The sequence below is a fragment of the Ornithinibacillus salinisoli genome (genome assembly GCF_042684965.1).
Classification (GTDB): Bacteria; Bacillota; Bacilli; order Bacillales; family Amphibacillaceae; genus Ornithinibacillus; species Ornithinibacillus salinisoli.
The window spans coordinates 57,212-78,354 of the sequence record NZ_JBHUMI010000011.1; the positions used below are offsets into that span (position 1 = coordinate 57,212).

23 protein-coding genes are annotated in these 21,143 nt (G+C 37.1%); 22 read left to right on the top strand and 1 reads right to left on the bottom strand.

All coding sequences use genetic code 11. The features are described from left to right. The first annotated feature begins 36 nt into the window (after positions 1–36). The 6 genes from ACFSTA_RS06720 (at position 37) to ACFSTA_RS06745 (ending at position 5,553) form a co-directional block, all read left to right on the top strand. Positions 37–294, top strand: a complete 258-nt coding sequence (locus ACFSTA_RS06720; RefSeq protein WP_377555824.1) for a hypothetical protein — start codon at positions 37–39, stop codon at positions 292–294. A 234-nt stretch (positions 295–528) separates the two neighbouring features. Then, positions 529–1,638: a GerAB/ArcD/ProY family transporter gene (locus ACFSTA_RS06725; RefSeq protein ID WP_377555825.1), complete on the top strand. Its 1,110-nt coding sequence runs from the start codon at positions 529–531 to the stop codon at positions 1,636–1,638. Next, positions 1,628–3,172, top strand: coding sequence for a spore germination protein (locus ACFSTA_RS06730; protein ID WP_377555826.1), 1,545 nt, complete (start codon positions 1,628–1,630; stop codon positions 3,170–3,172). The genes ACFSTA_RS06725 and ACFSTA_RS06730 overlap by 11 nt, the downstream gene beginning before the upstream one ends. A gap of 4 nt (positions 3,173–3,176) precedes the next feature. Further along, positions 3,177–4,343, top strand: coding sequence for a Ger(x)C family spore germination protein (locus ACFSTA_RS06735; RefSeq protein ID WP_377555827.1), 1,167 nt, complete (start codon positions 3,177–3,179; stop codon positions 4,341–4,343). Further along, positions 4,343–4,549, top strand: a complete 207-nt coding sequence (locus ACFSTA_RS06740; RefSeq protein WP_377555828.1) for a hypothetical protein — start codon at positions 4,343–4,345, stop codon at positions 4,547–4,549. The genes ACFSTA_RS06735 and ACFSTA_RS06740 overlap by 1 nt, the downstream gene beginning before the upstream one ends. 353 nt (positions 4,550–4,902) lie before the next feature. Continuing rightward, positions 4,903–5,553 (top strand): SDR family oxidoreductase, encoded by a 651-nt coding sequence (locus ACFSTA_RS06745; protein WP_377555829.1) that lies wholly within the window; start codon positions 4,903–4,905, stop codon positions 5,551–5,553. Between the two features lie 128 nt (positions 5,554–5,681). Here ACFSTA_RS06745 and ACFSTA_RS06750 read toward each other — a convergent pair whose 3' ends face one another. Beyond that, entirely contained in the window at positions 5,682–5,921 is a 240-nt protein-coding gene (locus ACFSTA_RS06750) for a Parvovirus coat protein VP1-like protein (RefSeq protein ID WP_377555830.1), read from the bottom strand. A 301-nt stretch (positions 5,922–6,222) separates the two neighbouring features. Between ACFSTA_RS06750 and ACFSTA_RS06755 the strand changes: the two genes are divergently transcribed. From ACFSTA_RS06755 to ACFSTA_RS06830, 16 genes are all read left to right on the top strand, one after another. Further along, entirely contained in the window at positions 6,223–6,942 is a 720-nt protein-coding gene (locus ACFSTA_RS06755; protein WP_377555831.1) for a GntR family transcriptional regulator, read from the top strand. A gap of 286 nt (positions 6,943–7,228) precedes the next feature. Continuing rightward, the gene (locus ACFSTA_RS06760) at positions 7,229–7,480 is read left to right on the top strand and encodes a hypothetical protein (RefSeq protein ID WP_377555832.1); all 252 of its coding nucleotides are present in this window, start codon (positions 7,229–7,231) and stop codon (positions 7,478–7,480) included. Next, positions 7,473–9,425 carry an insertion element protein gene (locus ACFSTA_RS06765; protein WP_377555833.1) on the top strand — a complete coding sequence of 651 codons (1,953 nt, stop codon included), beginning with the start codon at positions 7,473–7,475 and terminating at the stop codon, positions 9,423–9,425. Before ACFSTA_RS06760 ends, ACFSTA_RS06765 begins: the two co-directional genes overlap by 8 nt. A 233-nt stretch (positions 9,426–9,658) precedes the next feature. Then, on the top strand, positions 9,659–10,198 hold the full coding sequence (locus ACFSTA_RS06770; RefSeq protein ID WP_377555834.1) for a GNAT family N-acetyltransferase: 540 nt from the start codon (positions 9,659–9,661) through the stop codon (positions 10,196–10,198). Between the two features lie 606 nt (positions 10,199–10,804). Next, entirely contained in the window at positions 10,805–11,227 is a 423-nt protein-coding gene (gene phnG, locus ACFSTA_RS06775; protein WP_377555835.1) for a phosphonate C-P lyase system protein PhnG, read from the top strand. Between the two features lie 33 nt (positions 11,228–11,260). Then, positions 11,261–11,854, top strand: a complete 594-nt coding sequence (gene phnH / locus ACFSTA_RS06780; RefSeq protein WP_377555836.1) for a phosphonate C-P lyase system protein PhnH — start codon at positions 11,261–11,263, stop codon at positions 11,852–11,854. Next, positions 11,854–12,969 (top strand): carbon-phosphorus lyase complex subunit PhnI, encoded by a 1,116-nt coding sequence (locus tag ACFSTA_RS06785; RefSeq protein ID WP_377555837.1) that lies wholly within the window; start codon positions 11,854–11,856, stop codon positions 12,967–12,969. The genes phnH and ACFSTA_RS06785 overlap by 1 nt, the downstream gene beginning before the upstream one ends. Further along, positions 12,959–13,825, top strand: coding sequence for an alpha-D-ribose 1-methylphosphonate 5-phosphate C-P-lyase PhnJ (locus tag ACFSTA_RS06790; RefSeq protein ID WP_377555838.1), 867 nt, complete (start codon positions 12,959–12,961; stop codon positions 13,823–13,825). Before ACFSTA_RS06785 ends, ACFSTA_RS06790 begins: the two co-directional genes overlap by 11 nt. Further along, the gene (locus tag ACFSTA_RS06795; RefSeq protein WP_377555839.1) at positions 13,818–14,657 is read left to right on the top strand and encodes an ATP-binding cassette domain-containing protein; all 840 of its coding nucleotides are present in this window, start codon (positions 13,818–13,820) and stop codon (positions 14,655–14,657) included. Before ACFSTA_RS06790 ends, ACFSTA_RS06795 begins: the two co-directional genes overlap by 8 nt. 13 nt (positions 14,658–14,670) lie before the next feature. Further along, the gene (gene phnM, locus ACFSTA_RS06800) at positions 14,671–15,864 is read left to right on the top strand and encodes a phosphonate metabolism protein PhnM (RefSeq protein ID WP_377555840.1); all 1,194 of its coding nucleotides are present in this window, start codon (positions 14,671–14,673) and stop codon (positions 15,862–15,864) included. A gap of 2 nt (positions 15,865–15,866) precedes the next feature. Then, positions 15,867–16,586 carry a phosphonate C-P lyase system protein PhnL gene (locus tag ACFSTA_RS06805; RefSeq protein WP_377555842.1) on the top strand — a complete coding sequence of 240 codons (720 nt, stop codon included), beginning with the start codon at positions 15,867–15,869 and terminating at the stop codon, positions 16,584–16,586. Beyond that, a complete protein-coding gene (locus ACFSTA_RS06810) occupies positions 16,576–17,376 on the top strand; it encodes a PHP domain-containing protein (RefSeq protein WP_377555897.1) in 801 nt (266 codons plus the stop codon). The genes ACFSTA_RS06805 and ACFSTA_RS06810 overlap by 11 nt, the downstream gene beginning before the upstream one ends. Positions 17,377–17,520: 144 nt before the next feature. Next, on the top strand, positions 17,521–18,537 hold the full coding sequence (locus tag ACFSTA_RS06815) for a PhnD/SsuA/transferrin family substrate-binding protein (RefSeq protein WP_377555843.1): 1,017 nt from the start codon (positions 17,521–17,523) through the stop codon (positions 18,535–18,537). An 86-nt stretch (positions 18,538–18,623) separates the two neighbouring features. Next, a complete protein-coding gene (gene phnC, locus ACFSTA_RS06820; RefSeq protein WP_377555844.1) occupies positions 18,624–19,388 on the top strand; it encodes a phosphonate ABC transporter ATP-binding protein in 765 nt (254 codons plus the stop codon). Between the two features lie 12 nt (positions 19,389–19,400). Then, on the top strand, positions 19,401–20,186 hold the full coding sequence (phnE, locus tag ACFSTA_RS06825; protein WP_377555845.1) for a phosphonate ABC transporter, permease protein PhnE: 786 nt from the start codon (positions 19,401–19,403) through the stop codon (positions 20,184–20,186). Then, positions 20,186–21,049 (top strand): ABC transporter permease subunit, encoded by an 864-nt coding sequence (locus ACFSTA_RS06830; RefSeq protein WP_377555846.1) that lies wholly within the window; start codon positions 20,186–20,188, stop codon positions 21,047–21,049. The genes phnE and ACFSTA_RS06830 overlap by 1 nt, the downstream gene beginning before the upstream one ends. The last annotated feature ends 94 nt before the right edge of the window (positions 21,050–21,143 follow it).

A 21,143-nucleotide genomic window follows, 5' to 3' on the forward strand; every position in this document is an offset into this window, starting at 1 on the left:
TTTAAATATAGACAGAAAATAAAGGAGTTGGGATGGATGTATTTTTGTCCCTTATGTAATGGTTTTGAATCCGTTACCATTGAATGCCCAAACTGTAAATCAAATATAGATGATCAAGGTAAAATAACCGATTATTTTGATGATTATAGTGCGTATATGGATATTGACATGATAAAGCTTTATGACGGTGATCGTAAGTCATTGGAAAACCATCATTGCTTACATTATTTTTATTGCGTCAATTGCAATCATGAAGAGATAAAAGCCGTAAAAGAATTCAATTCTTTTCAATAAATAGTCAAGTAAAAGAAGTAGACTCATTAGAAGCGAAATATTCAAGAAAATTAGCTCCATTACATGTAGTAACAGATGCTAATTAGACTTACGTATAGGAAGACAAATGCAGCCTTCCTATTTTTTTTTCTCATACATTAAATTTCCCTTTTCGTTATACCACTGAAATGAGTAAAAAACTACTTAATGTGTAAACTACTATTGTTAAACTTCAGAAAGTATTGAGGTGCCTCCATGAAAAATGTCAATATTAGTAAGACACAAGCCTTAATGCTAGGAATTACAAGCATCACCGTTACAGGTCATCTTTTAATTATTCCTGTAATCATAGGCTATGCAGGTCGAGATAGTTGGATTTCATTATTATTGGCTATTATTCCAGCTATCTTAATTGGTGTTACGGTTGCGTTATTGTCACAACGATATCCAGGATGTACCATGGTTGAATATTCCCAATTAATACTTGGGAAATGGTTAGGAAAATTGGTTGTCATTATATTTTTAATATATTTCCTTCATGAAGCAAGTTTATCAATTAGAGGATTTGGAGAGTTTTATACGGCTGCCGTTACTCCTCGGACACCTATATTCGTTTATTTAATCGCTATTTTAATGCTCGCTGTTTATGCAGTCCGTTGTGGGCTAGAAGTAATTGTTAGAACGAATCAAGTTATTCTAGTGTCTTTGATTCCAATAGGTATTTTAGCATCCATTCTTACGCATAAAGATAAGGATTATCATAACTTTCTCCCAATTTTAGAGGATTCGATACGACCTACCCTAGATGGGACCATGACACTTCTTTCGGTATATAGCTCTATTTTTGTCTTAAGTATGATATTTTCTTTTGTTAAGGACACAAAACAACTGAAAAGGTACTCCGTCATTACCATGTTAATACTGATTATTATGTTTATTGGTCCAGTAACAGGAGTTGTTGCAATTTATGGAGAAGAAAGAGCGCAGGGTCTATACTTTCCCACTTTCCTGATTTTAAGGGACATCCAAATGGGTGCATTACAGAGATTAGATATTTTAGGGATCTTACTATGGTCACTAGGATCTTTCGCAAAAGTAACCCTATTTCTTTATGCCTTGGCTCTGGGATTAGCACAGTTGTTTAAGGTGGAGGATCACAAAATTTTGGTCATTCCTATAGCAGCACTACTCTCCATTGTATCCATCATAAATAGTGAAGATTTAATAGGAATTTATCGATTTTTAACAGATTACTATCCTTATTACGCTACATTTATTGGATTTATTTTACCGCTTGTCCTGCTAATTATCAGTCAGTTTAGAAAACCAGGTGCAAAGTTAGAAGGGCGGAATAATGATGTTTAAAAAAAGGAAAGAAATAAAGCAAGCAAAATCAAAAAACTCCAAAAATGAAAAGAATCAAAAGATAGTTCTGAATGATCTAGATGATAATATTAAAAGATACAAGGAATTATTCGGTAGTGATTCGGATCTTTGCGTAAGATATATCCAAGGAGATAGTTGTAAAGTAGGAATTTTGTATATAGACAGCTTGGTAGAAAAAGAAATCATAGACCAACATGTTATCCGAGCTTTAAATAATCAAATTACGAATATAAACGATGTTATTAATAAAATCACGTTATCTACGAATCAAATGAAGGAAATTACGAAGCATGATGAAGTAATTGAACATCTCTTACAAGGGTATTCGATCATATTTGTAGATGGATACAATATATCCTACGCTGCGGAAACGGCAGGTGGGGAAAGAAGACCTGTTTCAGAATCAACTGTAGAAACGGTCGTTCGTGGGCCGCGTGAATCGTTTAATGAGTCTTTGATGACAAGTATTGGGTTAATTAGAAGAAGGATAAACACACCGAAGCTACAGGTTTATAAGAAATCTATAGGTAAAGAGAGTAAGACTTCAATAGCCGTCCTTTTTATAGATGGAATAGCGAAGGATAATATTGTTAAAGAAGTTATTTCTCGTATCGATAAGATAAGCATTGACGGAGTCTTAGAGTCACTTTATATTGAGGAGATGATTGAAGACCCTAAAAGATATTCCCCTTTTCCGACCGTTTTTAATTCAGAAAGACCAGATAGGATTGCAGCTGGGTTACTTGAGGGTAGGATAGCTATAATGGTTGACGGAACGCCAGTAGTACTCCTGGTACCGGCAACCATTGGACTATTTCTAACGTCAAATGAAGATTATTATCAGCGTTACGATATATCTAGCTTTATGAAATTACTGAGAGGGTTTGCTTTTATACTTTCGGTTATCCTTCCAGGTTTTTATGTGGCTTTACTTACCTATCACCAAGAAATGATACCAACTCCGTTATTAATTGCAATCACCGGACAAAGAGAAGGTGTACCTTTTGGACTTGCAATAGAAGTTGCAATCATGGAGATTACCTTTGAGATCCTAAGGGAAGCGGGTATACGATTGCCAAAAACAGTTGGTGCAGCAGTCTCAATTGTCGGTGGTTTAGTACTAGGTCAAGCAGCTGTGGAAGCAGGTTTGGTAGGCCAAGCAACCGTTATCGCAGTAGCACTTACAGCTATATGTTCCTTTACAACACCATCCTATAACATTGCAATCACCGCTAGATTATTAAGGTTTGTATTATTAATTTTATCGTCTGTTTTGGGAGCATTTGGTTTGATTTTCGGATTAATCTTCATTTTCATTCATGTTAACTCTTTACGTTCCTTTAGTGTTCCTTATTTAGCGCCTTTAGTTCCTTTTCATAAAGAGGATTGGAAAGATTTATTTATAAGAGCACCATGGTGGGGAATGGAGCAAAGACCAGAAGAAGTTACGAACGATAACCAAAATAGGATGCAAGAAGGAAACAAAGAACGTCATTTTAATAGGAGAAATTGATAATATGAAGTTTAAACATTGCTATTTAGCCATTTTTCTACTTTTCTTATTAGCTGGATGTTGGGATCAAAAAGAATTAAATGAGGTAGCTGTAGTAATGGGAGTAGGTATAGATAAGGTAGAAGAGGAATATAAAATAACGGCCCAAGTTATTAAACCACCTACTCCAGAAGAAGGAGGGGGCGGTGGTGGTTCTGAGTTACCTACTTGGAGTGTAACTGCCAATGGGAGTACTGTGTTGGGTGCCATTAGAAACTTAAATGAGTTGTCTCCTCGTCGTTTATATTGGGCACATTTACAAATCCTTATCTTCGGTGATGAAATGGCAAGAGCGGGTTTATCACCAGTTATTACCTGGTTTGAAAGAGATCGAGATAGTCGAGCAGGAGCACTAGTTGTTGTTACGCCTGGGTCAGCGGAAGATTTATTAAACAATAAAATAGAGCTAGGTGGTGTACCTGCAAAAGCGATGGCAGAAATTATCGAAGGCGCTGAGTTGAGACAAATTAATGCTGTAGAGGTTAGGCTACGAGATTTAATGACATCACTTGCAACTCCTGGTGTAGAGGTGGCGCTGGATGTCATTCATCCAAAGGAAATTAGAGGGGAAATTGAAACATATGAGCTAAATGGAGTTGCTATATTCGACAAGGATAAGTTGAAAGGTTATATTTATGGACCAGAAACAACAGGGACACAAATTGTAGAGAATAGATTAAACTATTCGATAATTGAAGGTAAATGTCCAGAACAGAATGAGGAGGATTTCACCTTTCAACTAACCGATTTTCAAAGTAATGTAAGACCTCAATTGAAAGGTGAAAGCATTACCGTTAAGGTGGATGTGACATTGGAGGGGAATCTGCTAGACCAGACATGTCCAGTAGATTTACTAAAACCGGAACATGTAAAATCCGTAGAGAAGGAAATAACCAAACACATAAAAGATAGTGTTGTAAACGAATTTCAAGCAGCTTCAGAAATGAATGCAGATATATATGGAATCGGTAGAGACATCAGGAGATTCTATCCTGATTACTGGAAGAAAATAAGCGGTTCATCTGCATATTTAAATCAGGTTACATTTGATTTTAAAGTGGAATCAAATGTAAGGAGATCCGGATTAATTATTCATCCTACTCTGGAAAAAGTGAAGGAAGTGGACGACTAATGCAAACTTTCTTATTGATCCTGTTGTTTGTATCCATATCCTTCTTAGATTATCGGTATATGATTAAAGAAAAAAAGAGAAAGATATTAGTTATTTACACAATCATCCTAAGTGTTGCTTTTGTTATTACTGAATTACACGTTCTTGGGTACAGGTTAAAAGGTTTAAACCAATTCGTTTCATATATCATGGATTTGTTTGTATAAAAAAATCAGTATAATAATAGCTTAACGCACTCACAGATGTTGATATTACAATATTTGTGAGCTTTTGTTTAAGATCTAATTCCTTGGATAAATTTGGCTATATTTTATAAAGCTTTCAGTTATGCTAATGGACTTGTAAATTAGGAGAAAAAGAATCTAGTGTAGAAAAGCTTCCGAGTATCGGTGGTGTTATTATCATTACCATTGAAATAACTCGTGTGAATTGTGCGCAAATGAGGCAGTTTTCTAGACATCATCCATTTTTTCGATTTACGATAAAAATAAGGAAATACTATAGATTAGAATTATTATTGCGGAAGGTCTTATAAAATAATTGGGAAAGGGTGTAGTAAATGAAAGTTCTTGTTGTAGGGGCAAATGGCCAAATAGGGAAACATCTTGTATCATTTATTCAAGATAGTGATAGATTGGAAGCAAAGGCGATGATCCGTAAGCAGGAGCAAGCCTCCTTTTTTGAAAATGTGGGTGCGGAAACTGTAGTGGTGGACCTAGAAGACGACATTGAAACCATTGCAGGTGCTGCTGAGGGAGTCGATACGATTGTATTCACAGCAGGTTCTGGTCCACATACTGGAAAAGATAAAACCATTATGATTGATTTGGATGGTGCAGTTAAAACCATCGAGGCAGCAAAAGTTGCTGGTGTGAAGCGATTTGTCATGATTAGTTCCTTTGACACGAGACGTCAAGCAATCCAGGATGCTCCACCATCCTTCGCGCCATATGTTGCAGCCAAGCACTATGCGGATGAATGGTTGAAGCGGACCGATTTAGATTATACGATTATCCATCCTGGCGGGTTAACCAATGATAAAGGAACTGGGAAAGTAAAGGTAGCCTCAGAACTCGATAGGGGTCAAATTCCTAGAGAAGATGTAGCACGTGTTATCTTTGCTAGTTTAGAAAATGAGTCAACAATAGGAAAAGAATTTCAAGTAGTTACTGGTACCACATCTGTTGAGGAAGCGGTAAGTTCAATTTAATTTGAGAAGTTTGTAGACGTGTTTGAATCATCTGAAATGTAGTCTATTTCAAGATGCCCGGCACTTGCGAAACAGAAGTGTGGGCATCTTTTTAATTTTTATGCAATATTCACGCCACTGCAATCCTGCTAAAACCCCCGCTTTAACGAAATAACCCGATACATAAATGCAGCATCTCTACCTAGTTGATCTCTTCTATGGATATACGGCTGGAGACGTCTTAAAAATATATCATCACATACTCTTCTAGAACCATGTTGACGGTAGCAAGCATCGTGCTGCATGCAATAGTAATCTAGTTGGTTTACTGGTGCACCTGGACCACTACACCCCGGACCGCAGTACCGGTAGCCTGGTAAACATGGCATGATCATCCCTCCTGGTTATAAACTCATGTAATGGCAATATTTAATACGCGAATGAATTACAATTTATTTACACTAGTATATGATGTAAAAGGATTAGTGAAATGGACGAAAACAATAGGGTAATAGTGGAATTCAATAAATATTAATGAGTTACAGGAAGCAAAATTCCATTCTAGACATTACCCTTTTTTCCATTTACGATAAATAGAAAGGTCTTTTAAATTATATGCATTGAGGTACTAGCAAATATTGAAAGGATACGTAGAGACAAGAAGTACCTATAAGAAGGAGGTTGAATGTCATGGTTGTGCAAAAAGAGTCGGTTATTATCGATGATTTAATCAAACAGATTATCGAAAAGAGGCTACCCCCAGGAGCTAAACTTCCTTCTGAGAATGAATTGGCAGAAATGTACGATGTTCCTAGGATTACGGTAAGAAATGCTTTATTAAAACTAGAGGAGCGTTCCTATATTTATTCGGTCCAAGGGAAAGGACGTTATTTAAAGGAGAAGTCAATTCCCATTCAGCTACCACTTACAGGGAAAACGAGTTTTACAGAAAAAATGGAAAAAATGGGGTACGATTTAAGAACCATCAATATATCATGCGAAAAAATAACCTATGATCCCAAAATCTACGAAGTTTTACAGGCTAGTGAGGTGGATACAGTTTATCAAATAGGGAGGTTGCGATTGATCAATGAGGAACCAATTGCTATTCACTATTCGTATGTAAATGAAGCAAATTTACCAACGATCGAAGAAGATGGTCCATCCATACTATCTATGTTTGCGTATTATCGAGAACAAGGGATCCAGCGATTCACTAGCAGAAAAACCTTCCTAAGTGTTACGTTTCCAACATCAAAGGAGCAACAACTGCTAGCATGTAAAAGTATGGTACCGCTCATTATAGTTGAAAGCGATTGTATTGATGCTGATTCTCAGTCAGTCTTAGAACATACAAAGATATTATATCGTAGCGATAAATTCAAATACGATATTACCATCGACATTTAAAAAAGCACAGCACCTTGGGTTAACGGGTTCGGTTTTGAAGTACAAAAATTAAAATACCAAACAAATTAGAGGTCCAAATCACATATGATTTGGACCTCTATCTTTTGCCCTTGTATCAATGTTTTGTCATAATTAACGTATGAAATAACATACAAAATGGCATACTAATTAACAGGATGACAATAGCTATTGTCAACATCCTAATAAGTATGGTAAAAATGATGTTATTTTCACAACCCAAAGTGCTTGTTAAAGTGGATGTTAAAATTGATGAGGTCGTATAAAGATGAAATTTATTAAACCAAAGAATAACAAGTCCGATAATGTAGACTGGCTGATTTCTGAACGTGTAAGGGCGATAGTTAATTATTATTCTGAATATACGGAGTACACAGAAAGCGAAGTTGTAGATAAAATACTAATCAATATACTAGACGATGAAGATTTTATCGAGTGGATAAAAAATAAGCGAAACAATAAACGGATTATCAAACAACTTGAAATCGAGGATTTAGTGAAGGAGGATGCAATTGGTTAAGTTAAAGCGTTTAGCTAATAGAGATGAAAACTCTGTTATCGTTCATCCCCCTTTATCTGACGAAGAGATTGCTGCTAGAGTTAAGAATTATGATGTTCTCACACCAAAACAATTTGGCACTAGATATAAGGAATTGCTGTTTAGACCAATTGAGCTTGAATTGAATGATCAAACTCACCAACTCCAGTTTAACCATTGTGTAAATCCCTATTGTAAGTGGTATGGACTGCCTCAAAAAAAGTTTGACATTAAAGGGAAGCCGAATAGGTACAAGCTGGCTACTTCTGGTGGTGAAAAATCGTTAATATGCAACCCAACCCCACTAAAGAAAATGGGTGCTGTGTTGGAAACACGGACTTTAACTATTTCGAATTGGTCTGTTGTAGAAGAAATTAAAAGACTGGTTCGTATTGAAACAGTAAAAGACATAGAGCCAGAATATGAATTTCATAAAGATGGATGTTCAGCATTTGACTTAACCCCATTCAATGAACCAAAAGCTTTTTATAAAAGAGGAAAAAGCAAATCCAATTCACAACGATACCAATGTAAAGAATGCAATAAATTCACTAATGTACTTCCAAATCAAAGGCAGTCTACAACTTACCATCAAAAGAGAAATGATGTTATACCAATGTTCGCCAAGCTACTTCTCAACCGAACCCCTGTTACTAGAACTTGTGAAATCCTTGGCATCGGAAGAGGCACTTATTATGACAAATTAGAGATACTTTACCGTAGATGTTTAGAATTTTTAGAGAAACACGAAACTCGCCCATTAAAAAATACTAAGTTTGGTGAGATGTGGCTAAACAGCGATAGAATGATATATCATCTAAACAATGTAAGAAAGAAAGGTCAAGGTGGTTCTCAATTTAATGGGATTGAAGAACTCCAACTTCCTACCAGTGTCATTATTACTTCGGATGTCTTGTCTCGATATGTATTTAGAAGTGACGTAGCATATGATTGGGATATTACGTTAAGCGATGTGGAACAGGATACTCAGCTGTTTAAAGAAGACCATTTAAGTGAATTTGCAAAGAGGAACGCTAGGTTTGGTGAATATTCTTATTTTCCTCAGCCCCCTTCAAAAACGGATACCCAATCACAAACAGAATACTATCAGGAACTCCGAAAATTTGAACGGAGAGAAAAGTACATTGATGGATTACACGTTCACGCCGCCTATACTAACATTGCTCATTTTTGGCTGATAAAACAGCTTGTAAATGCCTCAGAATGGCGTTTTGTAACAGATGATGACAAATCCATAATCAATTCAATCAATCGTGTGTTTTCCAAGGAAATTCGCCTTACTGACGGTCATCATTTTTTATGTCAAACGGATAAGACTAAATCTAGAAAAAAGGCATACGAGGAGTTCAAACAAGCAAAACAGGATTTACTCGAATGGGGAGATTTAAATGAAGTAGGAACAAACTCTTTGCGAAAATTAGCTTACTTATATCTCAAAGAGCTATTTAAAACCCATATATTTCATAAGAAAGTTAGTGATGGTTCGGGCAGCCATAATGAGTATGCTGACAATCCAATCGAACATCCACTTGCATCCATTGACAGAGGTTTTCGCTCTGTTGATTGCACAACAGATTTATCTTCTCTTGAACCAAAGGAAGTTGCAAAACTTATCGTGACTGTTAATGATAATGCAACCAATTCATTTATTCAGCATATCAGAAGGAGATTATCTATATTAGAAAGACCTCTTACTACGGCTCGCGGAGATGGAAAAAGCTATATTTATTCAAACTTCAATCCAAAGTATGCTCAAATGGCATTAACCATACTAAGAACGTACTACAACTTCTGTTTACCTTTCAAAAGCAAGGAAGGTAAACAAACAACCGTAAAAACACCCGCTCAAAGATTAGGAATAACAGATAAAGAATTTTCTTTGGAAAATATTATATATCTAAGATAGTTCACTTGAAAAAAATGTACTGTTTTTTTGAAGATAAATGGAAATTTTGTGTTAAAATATATATAAGAACTGAATGAGCTTATTCAACAAACGGGCCATTTCATTGAATACTAACAGGCGAGAAATAAAACGAGTGCAATTGTTAAATTAGGCGGCAACCTTTCTGCTAACGGGTCAGGATACTTGAATAACAAAGGGCGAATAATAGAATTTTTCGGAAGTAGGGAAGAAAAATGATTGAATTAAGAAAAATTACCCACGATAATTTTGAGGCAGTGTTGAAGTTAAGCATAACAGACGAGCAGAAAGGAAATGTGGATTCCAGCATATATTGTTTGGCTAAAGCCTATGTAAAGATACTCAACGACGAAAAACCTCCTATGATCTTCGCTATATGCAACAATGATGAAGTCATAGGATATGTCGATATTGGATTTTACGAACTGGCGGAAAGTGCATTTTTATGTGAAAAATATGGAGATAAATCTACTTATGGACTTAATCGCTTTATGATTGATAAAAAGCATCAAGGCAAAGGATTTGGCAAACAAGCAATGATGAAAGTTATTGATTATATAAAGTCGTTTCCACAAGGAAAAGCCGATGCAGTTTCTACATCATATTGGATGGTAAACGAAGCCGTCCGGAAGTTGTTTGTGTCTGTCGGTTTCGTTGAAACAGGAGCGATATGGGACGGACAAACAGGGGGTAATTGGAATGCAGAAAGAAAAGATATAGAGTTTGCAGAAGTAGGTGCCAGACTCGGATTATAAAGCTAACAATTTGAATAGTGCATCGTACAGTATAAGACCAACTATGCGAAGTCAATAGCAAAAATGCAAAAAGAAAGGCACAACATTAGCCCTGCAAAAAAGTGCACGCTTCCGCGAACCGTAATGTAGAGCAGTTTACTTCAATAACAATCTTCAGCAACCGGGCGCGATTGTTGAATAAAATGACATATAAAATCATAGGAAAAGGAGCTTGATTATCCAAGCTCTTTTTTTGTGTTATTTTTAATGTTAATTCATATGTCATTTACAGTGTTAATTACTAACTATTTAAGGTTCTATTTCCGTTGTTTTTTAGTGTTTTGTACTCCTAAACCGAACCCGTTAACCTTGGGTGATGTGCTTTTTTTGTTTTGGCCTAAAAATAGCTATTCATGATTCGCTCATAAACTCAAATATTCGCTCACAACCGACAATTTACCATCCGCAAACAATCACCCACCATCGCCACCCCTATCAACCGCCATCACCTCTCATCCAAAACAAAAAAATAATTCATTGTTAATTCCATTTACAAACAATTAAGGATTTCTTAACACAGGGTAACTTGGCGACAAGTTACTATAAACTTGGAAGGAGGTCGAAAGAATGAATCGACGAAGAAGAACAGAAATCCTCATTCAAGGGAATTCAGACGTAGCAAGGGAATTTGCGGAAAGTATAATTGAGCGCTACCCATATCGAGAAATCATGTCCCCTAGATATGGATTGACGATGATAAAAATGCGGGAAACCGCTAAAAATTCTCTTTTCCATCTTGGTGAGGTACTGGTAACTGAAGCAAAAGTAGAAATCCATCAGCAAATCGGAATCGGTATTGTGATTGGAATGAAGGACGAACTCGCAAAACATCTAGCTATCATTGATAGTGCATATAAAGCAAATGTAGAAGAAACAAATGAATGGGAAGAGCGACTGCTGGAAGAAGAACAATTGATATTTAAAACAAAAGTAAAAAAACAGACTGAGTTATTAAAGACAAGAGTTCAATTTGAAACGATGGATATTTAGCTTGGTTGAATAGAAAAAAGGAGGATTTTACTAGTGATAGATGTTGTACATGATATGCAAGATGTATTTCGTAAATTGCTACATAGCATGTCTAGGCCAGGGGAGATTTCCACAATAAAACCTACTACTTCACAAACAAATGGGTGGGATTGTAACGAAGCAACGTATCTTACTATCCTAACATTGCTTGATGCAGAGGTCAGTTTTCATATTGTATCAAACAAACATAAGAATGTAGAAAAACAAATTGCTGAATATACCTTTGCTAGAAATGTATCAATTGTTGAAGCGGATTTTGTGATTGTTTTACAGGGAACAGAAGAGCAAGAAATATTAGAGTCTATGGAAAAATGCAAGATTGGTAACCTTTTAGACCCTCAATATGCTGCTACATGGATTTTCGAGAATGAACGAATTACAAAGGAAGGAAATCTTTTTCTAAGTGGCCCAGGTATTCAACAACAAACAACTATTCAACTAGATGTTACAGAGCCGATTATCCAAGCAAGAAATGAGAGAATCAAAGAGTTTCCACTAGGTATCGATATGATTCTGACAGATGCTACATCTCAAGTAGCTTGTATTCCACGAACAACTAAGGTCGTACGGAATGGAGGAATTCAATAATGGGGTATGTTGCTGTAAAAGGGGGAACTGAAGCTATTGAAGCTTCTATTAAACGATTAACTTATAAGCGATTAAGAGGGCAAGAAGTGATTGATATTCAAACCATTCTTGCTACGATGGGTGCTTTAGTTGATCAAGTGATGTCAGAAGCCAGTCTGTATGAACCTAATCTTGCAGCCTTAGCAATTAAACAAGCAGAAGGAAGTATGGAAGAGGCGGTTTTCTTACTTCGTGCTCATCGTTCTACATTACCAAGGCTCTACTACAGTCAAACAGTGGAAACGGAGTGTATGTTTGTTGAGCGCCGCATTTCTGCCAGTTTTAAAGATATCCCGGGAGGACAATTGCTTGGAGCATCCAGTGATTATACCCACCGCCTTTTAGATTTTCAATTAATACATGAAACAAAAGAAGAAATCGAGCAGTGGGTAACTGATTATGAACAGGAAATATCTTCTAGACCTTTAAGAAATGACTTGATCTATTTTTCGAAGGTAGTAGATTATCTTCGGAAGGAGGGGTTGTTTACAAAACACGAAGCGGATAATAATCCTCCAGATGATATCACGAAAAAAAGTCTACAGTTTCCTGCTACTCGTAGCGAGAGATTGCAAACTCTTACTCGAGGTCAAACCGGTGCCGTTACTTCCTTAGGCTATGCTTCCTTACGTGGATATGGTCAGGTTCATCCAACGGTTGGAGAAGTTCGGGTCGGAATGGTACCAATCTATGTTGCACCACCAAATGAAACCGTAGAGGATCAGGAAGAAGATTATTATATTGGAGAAGTGAAAGTAACGGAAGTCGAGTCCTTTGTACCAGTCACGAAAAAAAATAAACAACAGGGGAACGAACTAGAGTTTGAGATTGGATATGGGATTTGTTTCGGTCAGAACGAAACAAAGGCCATTGCTATGAGCATTCTTGATCAATGCTTAGAACATCCAGAAGCTTCCTTTCCAACACATGATGAGGAATTTGTGTTATTGCATATTGATTCGGTTGAGTCAACTGGTTTTATATCACATTTAAAGCTTCCACATTATGTAACTTTTCAATCGAAACTCGATAGTGTACGAGGAGTTAAACAGGAGGTTGGAAAAAATGATAAGTAAGACACATTTTGCCTTTCTAGACGAAGGTTCCAAAAAAGAAATTCGCCGTACCATCCTCAAGGCGGTAGCAATACCAGGCTATCAAGTTCCATTTGCATCAAGAGAAATGCCCATTGCTCGTGGCTGGGGAACCGGAGGACTACAAATTACGCTATCACTCATCGGAAAAAAGGATGTATTAAAGGTAATTGACCAAGGTGCAGATGAGTCAGTGAACGCTGTAAATATAAAGAAACTCGTCCAATTAACGACAGGGGTAGAAATAACCGAACAGACACAAGCCGCCACATTGATCCAATCTCGGCATCGCATTCCTGAAGTTCAACTAACTGAAGACCAGATTCTAATCCTACAGGTTCCTGAACCAGAACCTCTTAGGGCGTATGAAGCAAAAAAAGCTGTTACGAAAATGCTTCATTCAGAGCAAGAGTATAGTGGAGCCTGGCTAATGTTATTTGAACAGATTATGAAGTACGGAACAACATCGACTGGAGCGGATCATCCTGTTTATGTAAATAATCGTTATGTTATGGCACCAAGTCCTATCCCGCGGTTTGATAATGCAAAGATGCATCAATCTGACGCATTAATTTTATTTGGAGCTGGTCGTGAAAAGAAAATATACGCAATACCACCTTATACGGATGTGGCTTCTCTTGCGTTTGATGATTATCCGTTCAGGTTGGAAGATTTTACGGATAAGTCTTGTCACCTATGTGGAGCAACAGATGTATTTTTCGATGAGTTATTCGATGATCAAACAGGACAGAAGGTATTCCAGTGTAATGATAGTAGCTTTTGTATGGAAAGATTAAATTCAGCTCAGAAAGAAGAGGTGGAAAGTGTTGATGCATGAACAACCAATTCTTAGGGTGCGGAATTTAAATCGGCAATTTGGATCTGGCTGTGACCAATGTGAAAACGCAAAAGATCGATCCTTAACGAAAAATTATTGTGAGTCTTGTGGAACGGTGTATGCTTGTCAGAATATCTCACTAGATTTGTTTGCTGGTGAAATTTTGGGAGTCGTTGGAGAAAGTGGAAGTGGGAAATCCAGCCTAATGAAATGTCTTTATTTTGACTCCGAGATAACTTCAGGAGAAGTGTTTCTCAATGATGAGGAACTAAGTGGGCATAATTTGTTCGAAGTATCCTCTCAAAAAAAACGTTATATCCGCAATTATAAATATGGAATGGTCTATCAAAATCCAGTACATGGGTTGAAAATGAACTTTTCCTCGATTGGGAACATCGCAGAAAAATTGATTGCTGCAGGGAATAGGAATGTTGGGGAAATGGAGGGAATTGGGAAGAGATTACTAGAGACCGTTCATATTCCTGGTTTTCGTATGAAGGAAGAACCTCGCCATTTTTCTGGGGGGATGCAGCAGCGTGTCCAAATTGCGAAGGCACTCTCCAATAATCCGCCTGTATTATTTTTAGATGAAGTTACAACTGGACTTGATCTTTCTGTACAGGCTGATGTACTTGACTTAATTAAAAGCATTCAACGGGAATTTGGCATTAGTATGGTAGTTGTTTCCCATGATTTGGCTGTTATTCGAATGCTCGCGGATCGGACCATAGTTATGCTAAACGGAGAGATTGTTGAGCAAGGGTTAACGGATCAGATTTTAGAGGATCCCGCTCATAAGTATACCCAACAGTTAGTCTATTCATTGCTATAGGAGGTTTGGTGTATTGATCATAATTCATAATGGAAAAGTAGTGACGGAAACAGCGATAGTCGAAGGTTATGCAGTGGTTGTTGAAGGGGAGTTAATTCATGATATTATCCCGGAAAGCCTATTAGATAGTAGGTGGGACGCTCGTTTTATTGATGCAAGAGGAGGATATATTTCACCCGGATTTATTGATATACATTCTGATTATATTGAATCGATTGTATCCCCTAGACCAACAAGTTTAATGGATGTTGATATTAGTCTGAGGGAAGCGGAAAAAATCTTAATCGGTCATGGAATTACGACGATATTCCATTCTTTATCATTCTACCGAGAGGATGTTTTTACCCATAAACCGATGCGTTTTCCGAAGAATGTTCAGCGACTAGTAGATGCAATTGATCGAACACATCATCACCCCCATTTAATTCGTCACCGCCTGCATGCCAGATTTGAACTGGACAACATGGATGGGGTGGATAGTTTAATCAAAAATATCAAACAAGATAAAGTCCATCTTTTATCGTTTATGGACCATACTCCTGGCCAGGGTCAGTATCGAAATTTGGAAGTGTTCCGTGATACTTTAAAAGGTTATCGTAATATAACGGATGAGGAAGTGGATGTCATCATTGCTGAACGAAGAAGTAGGGAATCATTAACACTGGAAAAAATATCTGAAGTAGCAAGTATGGCGATAGAAAAAGGAATTGCGGTAGCCTCTCACGATGATGACCATATCGATAAGTTAGAGTTAGTTCAGTCTTTTGGAACAAGCATTAGCGAATTCCCAATTACCATGGAGGTTGCAAAAAAAGCTAAAGAATTAGGATTACAAACAATGGTAGGTGCACCGAATGTGCTTCTCGGTGGTTCCCATTCTGGAAACTTATCAGCTGCTGAAGCTATCGGTAGTCAAAATGTAGACATTCTTTGCAGTGATTATTATCCTGCTGCATTACTACATGCGATTTTTGAACTAAACGAGACGTATGGGAATGATCTAAATGAAATGTTCCAAATGGTGACGTTAAATCCAGCTAAAGCTGTCCATCTAGATCATGAACTAGGTTCGATCAAACCTGGTAAAAAGGCAGATATTATAATTATTGAACAAATGGACGATGGATATCCGATGCTTCCAACGACGATTGTGAACGGACAGGTGATGACAACAACGAGTTATAGAAGGAACAAAGGGAGGGAATAAGGATGTCCATATTGGAAGTGCATGATGTTGGGAAGAAATTTAATAATCATCACTTTGGTACGACTAGGCAAGCAGTACACCATATTACTTTTCAATTAGAAAAAGGGCAATTTATTGGCATCGTAGGAAAAAGTGGTAGTGGTAAATCCACGATTTTAAAAAGTATTTACCGTACGTATCTTCCTGATGAGGGAAACATTTACTTTGAATCCGAGTATTTTGGAAGGCTGGACTTAAAAGAAGCAACTGAAAGACAAATTATTTATTTACGTAAACATGAAATCGGTTATGTTTCGCAGTTCTTAAATGTCATGCCGAGAAGAACCTGCAGGGAACTAGTAGAACAAGCAGTACTAGAAATGGGAGAATCAAGTGCAGTCGCTAAGCGAGATGCGGAGATAGCATTATCGCATTTTGAACTGGATCCAACAATATGGGATACATTTCCGAATACGTTTTCCGGTGGAGAAAAATTACGACTTAATATTGCAATAGCAACCGTGAAAAAACCTAGACTGTTATTGTTGGATGAGCCTACAGCGAGTTTAGATGAGCAATCCAAACACAAGGTTCGTGAGGTAATAGAAAAGCTAAAGTCCAGTGGAACAACACTTGTTGGTATATTTCACGATATAGAATTTATGGAAAATCTATGTGATCAGATTTTCGACATGAATTCCAAACAGGTCATGGTGGCGGCAGGTGGTAGAAATGAAGGCTGATCTCCATGTACATAGTCACTACTCTGATGGTTCAGATTCTGTACGAGATATTTTGAAAGAGGCACAGAATAACGGTGTAACCCATCTAAGTATTGTTGACCATGATACCGTTAATGGACAAAAAATTATAAGCAAACTTGGTAAGGAATATAACATTACCACCATTCCAGGGATTGAAATTTCTGCCTATGATTTTAAAAGAAAGCGTAAAGTACATGTTCTTGGTTATGATTATCATCCAGATGCTTTTCATATCCGAGCAATTTGTCAACCAATTTTGCAAAGAAGGCAGGAAAACTCCTTGTGGCAGATTCAACAAATAATAGATAGCGGATATGCCATTGACGAAAAGATAATACAAGAAAATGCATTACCAAGTCAGACGATTTACAAGCAACATATTATGCACCATTTGACGAATGCTAATTATTCCTCGTCCACCTATAGGGAACTGTATATAAAGCTCTTTAAAAATAGTTTTGCTAGAGATATCGAGTATGTAGATGTTTTTACAGCAGTAGAAGCTATTGTTGCTGATGGGGGATTAGCAGTTGTTGCCCATCCCGGTCAGCTTGATTCCTACGAGCTTATTCCAGAATTGGTAGATGCTGGTTTAGGTGGTATTGAACGAAATCATATGGACCATACCAAGCAGGATTATCAAAAAGTAGAAGCATTAGCAGATTCTTATAATCTAGTAATGACCGGTGGGACGGATTATCATGGATTATTTGGAAAACCCATTAAAATAGGCGATATCACAAGCCCAGTAAATGTTTTGTTTACCTAATGTTAAATTCCTTAAAGTTGTGTGAAGAAATAGTAAATTCAACCAATTTAATCAAAATTTGTGATTTAATAAGACTAGCTTTGAAGGAAGATCCTTCACTGTAGAAAGGAATTGCCATTTTAATGATCATGGAGGGGAATTATTATGCAAAAGAGATGGGTTTTAGGTGTTATGTTCCTTGTAGCAACTGTCATGTTAGCCGCTTGTTCGGTAGGAAGTGCTGGATCAGACGATGTAATTGATATTGTTTGGTACCCAAATGAATCTGGAAATGATTTGAAATCTGCACGAGATGCAATTGGAGACGCAATTGCAGATGCAACAGGGAAAGAAATAGAGCATCATTTAACTACGGATTATGCAATTGCAATTGAAACGATCGTTAATAATAATGCGGACCTTGCTTTTATGGGTGCCCAAGGTTATATCGAAGCTAAGGAACAAAATGACAAGATTGAGCCAATTGTTGTTGCAACTGGTCCATCCGGTACATTAGACGACGCGATGTATCATAGTTGGTTGTCTGTTAATGTGGACGATCAAGATGACTTTAAAGTCGATGGCGAATTTTCTTTAGATACAATTGAAGGGAAAAGATTTTCATTTGTATCCAACAGTTCAACATCTGGATTTGTTGTTCCATCTTCTTCTATTCTAGGACATTTCTCTGATATGGATTTAACGGAAGAGGATTTAATGGAAGGTGGTCCACTATTCTCCCAAGTATTGTTTGGTGGTTCTCACCAAGGATCAGCGGTTAATTTACTAAATGGTAATGCTGATGTTGCAGCATTCTGTGATTCCTGTGTAAATAATTATGTTGAAGTTGTTGATGGAGAAGAGAATAAAGTTGGTACGACTTATCGAGTGAAAGACGATGCTGCAGAGCCATTTAATACGGTAACTGGAAGTGAATTTATGTTAATGAGTGTAACGCCTGTATTAAATGCCCCATTTGTTGCAAATATGGATGTACTGGAACAAGAGGATTATGATCGGATCAAAGAAGTATTTACCTCTGATGACATAGCAAATAATGAGGGGATTTTTGTACCTAAAGATTCGGAAGAGGGAGGGTTATTCTCTAAATCTGATCAAGAAAGATTTGCTCCCGTTAAAGATGAGTGGTTCAATCCAATTCGTGAGTTATCTCAGAACTAGGTAGGGAATTGAACGGAATTAAAATGGAGTATGTATTTAGTAATACATACTCCATATTTCCAATAATTTAAAAAGGAGCTTTTTCCATGTCATTACTAAAGGTTGAAGGACTAAGTAAACTGTATGATGGGGAGACCAGGGTATTAAATGATGTGTCATTTGAAGTGAAAGCTGGAGAGTTTTTATCGATTATCGGACCATCTGGCGCAGGAAAATCTACCATGCTTCGATGCATTAATCGAATGGTTGAAATCAGTGAGGGAAAAGTCAAGTTTGATGGAGTTGATGTAGGGGCGATGAAGAAAAAAGAATTACGAAAGCTTCGTACAAATATAGGGATGATATTTCAGCACTATAATCTCGTGCCCCGTTTAACTGTTATCGAAAATGTGTTACATGGTCGTTTTGGTTATAAATCTACCATCCAAGGTGTTCTAGGAAAATTTACGGAGGAAGAGAAGGAACGTGCTTTTTTCTTGTTACAAAAACTTGGTATTTCTGAGCATGCATATAAACGTTGTGATCAGTTAAGTGGTGGACAGCAGCAACGAGTCGGAATTTGTCGTGCCCTTATACAAGATCCAAAGCTTATTCTTTGCGATGAGCCAATAGCATCCCTTGATCCAAATTCCTCAAAAGTAATCATGGACTATTTAAAAATGATTAGTACGGAGCTAGGAATTACTTGTATTGTCAACCTTCATCAAGTGGAAGTAGCCAAGGAATATGCGGATCGAATCATTGGTTTAAAAGCAGGAGAAATTGTTTTTGATGGGCCAAGTAAAATTCTTTATAGAGATCAGATTGAGCATATATACGGAATCGAATCGAGAGAATTAATAACAGTTTAAGGGAGCAGGAGTATGAACGAAAAGAGAATGCATACAAAAAAATGGCAAACTACTTTTTTTCTCATCTTAATTATTATTGTAACCTATTTATCTACCTCGATTACTAAATTTAACTTAATAGATGGTATGATGACCATACCTGCTGCAATTAGTTGGATGTTCTCTAATCTGTTAATTACGCAAGAGTCATTAACTAAAATGCCTCAGATTCTAGAAAAATTAGGTGAGACGATATTTATGTCGATTGCGGCTACAACATTAGCTGCGGTTGTATCACTTTTTTTAGCATTAATGGGCTCTAAGACAACAAAAGTGAATCAATTTTTTAGTGTGATTGCTAGATTTATTGCTTCATTTTCCAGAAATATTCCTGTTGTAGCATGGTCGCTCATTCTCCTTATCTCATTTGGTCAAAATTCGATGACTGGATTCTTGGCATTATTTGTTGCAACAGTAGGCTTCTTGACAAGAGCATTTATTGAGTCGGTAGATGAAGCAAATCAAAGCTCTGTAGAGGCACTCACTGCTACCGGTGCAACCTACTTCCATATTGTAAGTAAAGCCGTCATTCCGCAAAGCCTTCCACAAATGCTTAGTTGGATTTTGTTTATGATTGAGACTAATATTCGTAGTGCAACATTGGTTGGAATCTTAACAGGGACTGGAATTGGATATATGTTCGACCTCTATTATAAAAACATGAATTATAATGTTGTTGCACTAATCACATTTACCATTGTTATCGCCGTCATTGTTATTGAATTATTATCAAATAAAATACGGAAGGTGATATTATAATGGAAATGGTTAATGAGATTAATCCGAATTTGATCAAGCGTAAGAGGAATGGGCAAATTAATATTAAATCTGGAAATAAAGTGGATTCCGTAGTTAAATGGACCATTTGGATATTAACAGGACTAACGGTACTAGCGTTTTTCTTTTTTAACTATACGGGACTACAGATAAAACGGGCGATTACGGAAACAGTATATAATCTACGAGTAATGTTTTTTGAGCCAGCCTTAAGTCATTTTAGCTGGGGAGAGGCAATCTATCAAATCGGAATTACGTTAGGGTTAGGTGTGTTGGCAACAATTTTTGGCGCGGTTATTGCCTTTTTTCTATCACTATTGGCGGCAGATAATATATCAAAACCTTGGATTGCGAAAGTAGTACGGGTATTTGTCGCATTTATCCGTGCAGTTCCCACCGTATTATGGGTACTTATCTTTGCTATTGCTGCAGGCTTAGGAAGTGAAGCAGCAGTACTTGGAATGCTGTTTCATTCGATTGCGTACTTAGTAAAGGCTTTTTCAGAAGCAATTGAGGAAGTAAACCCTGGTATTATTGAAGCGCTACGGGCAACAGGCTCCAGCTGGTGGCATATTGTTGTACATGGTATCATACCTTCCACCTTCACATATTTATTGTCTTGGACTTTTCTCCGATTTGAAATTAACTTTTCAGTGGCCGTTGCGATGGGAGCAGCTGCAGGAGCAGGTGGTATAGGATTTGAACTATTTATGGCATCAGGATTTTATTTTGATTTAAGGGAAGTTGGTCTGATTACATACGCGATCTTAATTATAGCTATCATCTTAGAAGTTATATCTACCCGTTTGAAGAACCGTTATTTTCCGTCTTCTGTAAAGGTATAATAAAGGCAACTGTAAAAAGCAGTTTTGTTGGAATTCATGACAGGACTGCTTTTTACACTCCAGCCGTTTAGGGGTAAAACATGTATTGATAAAT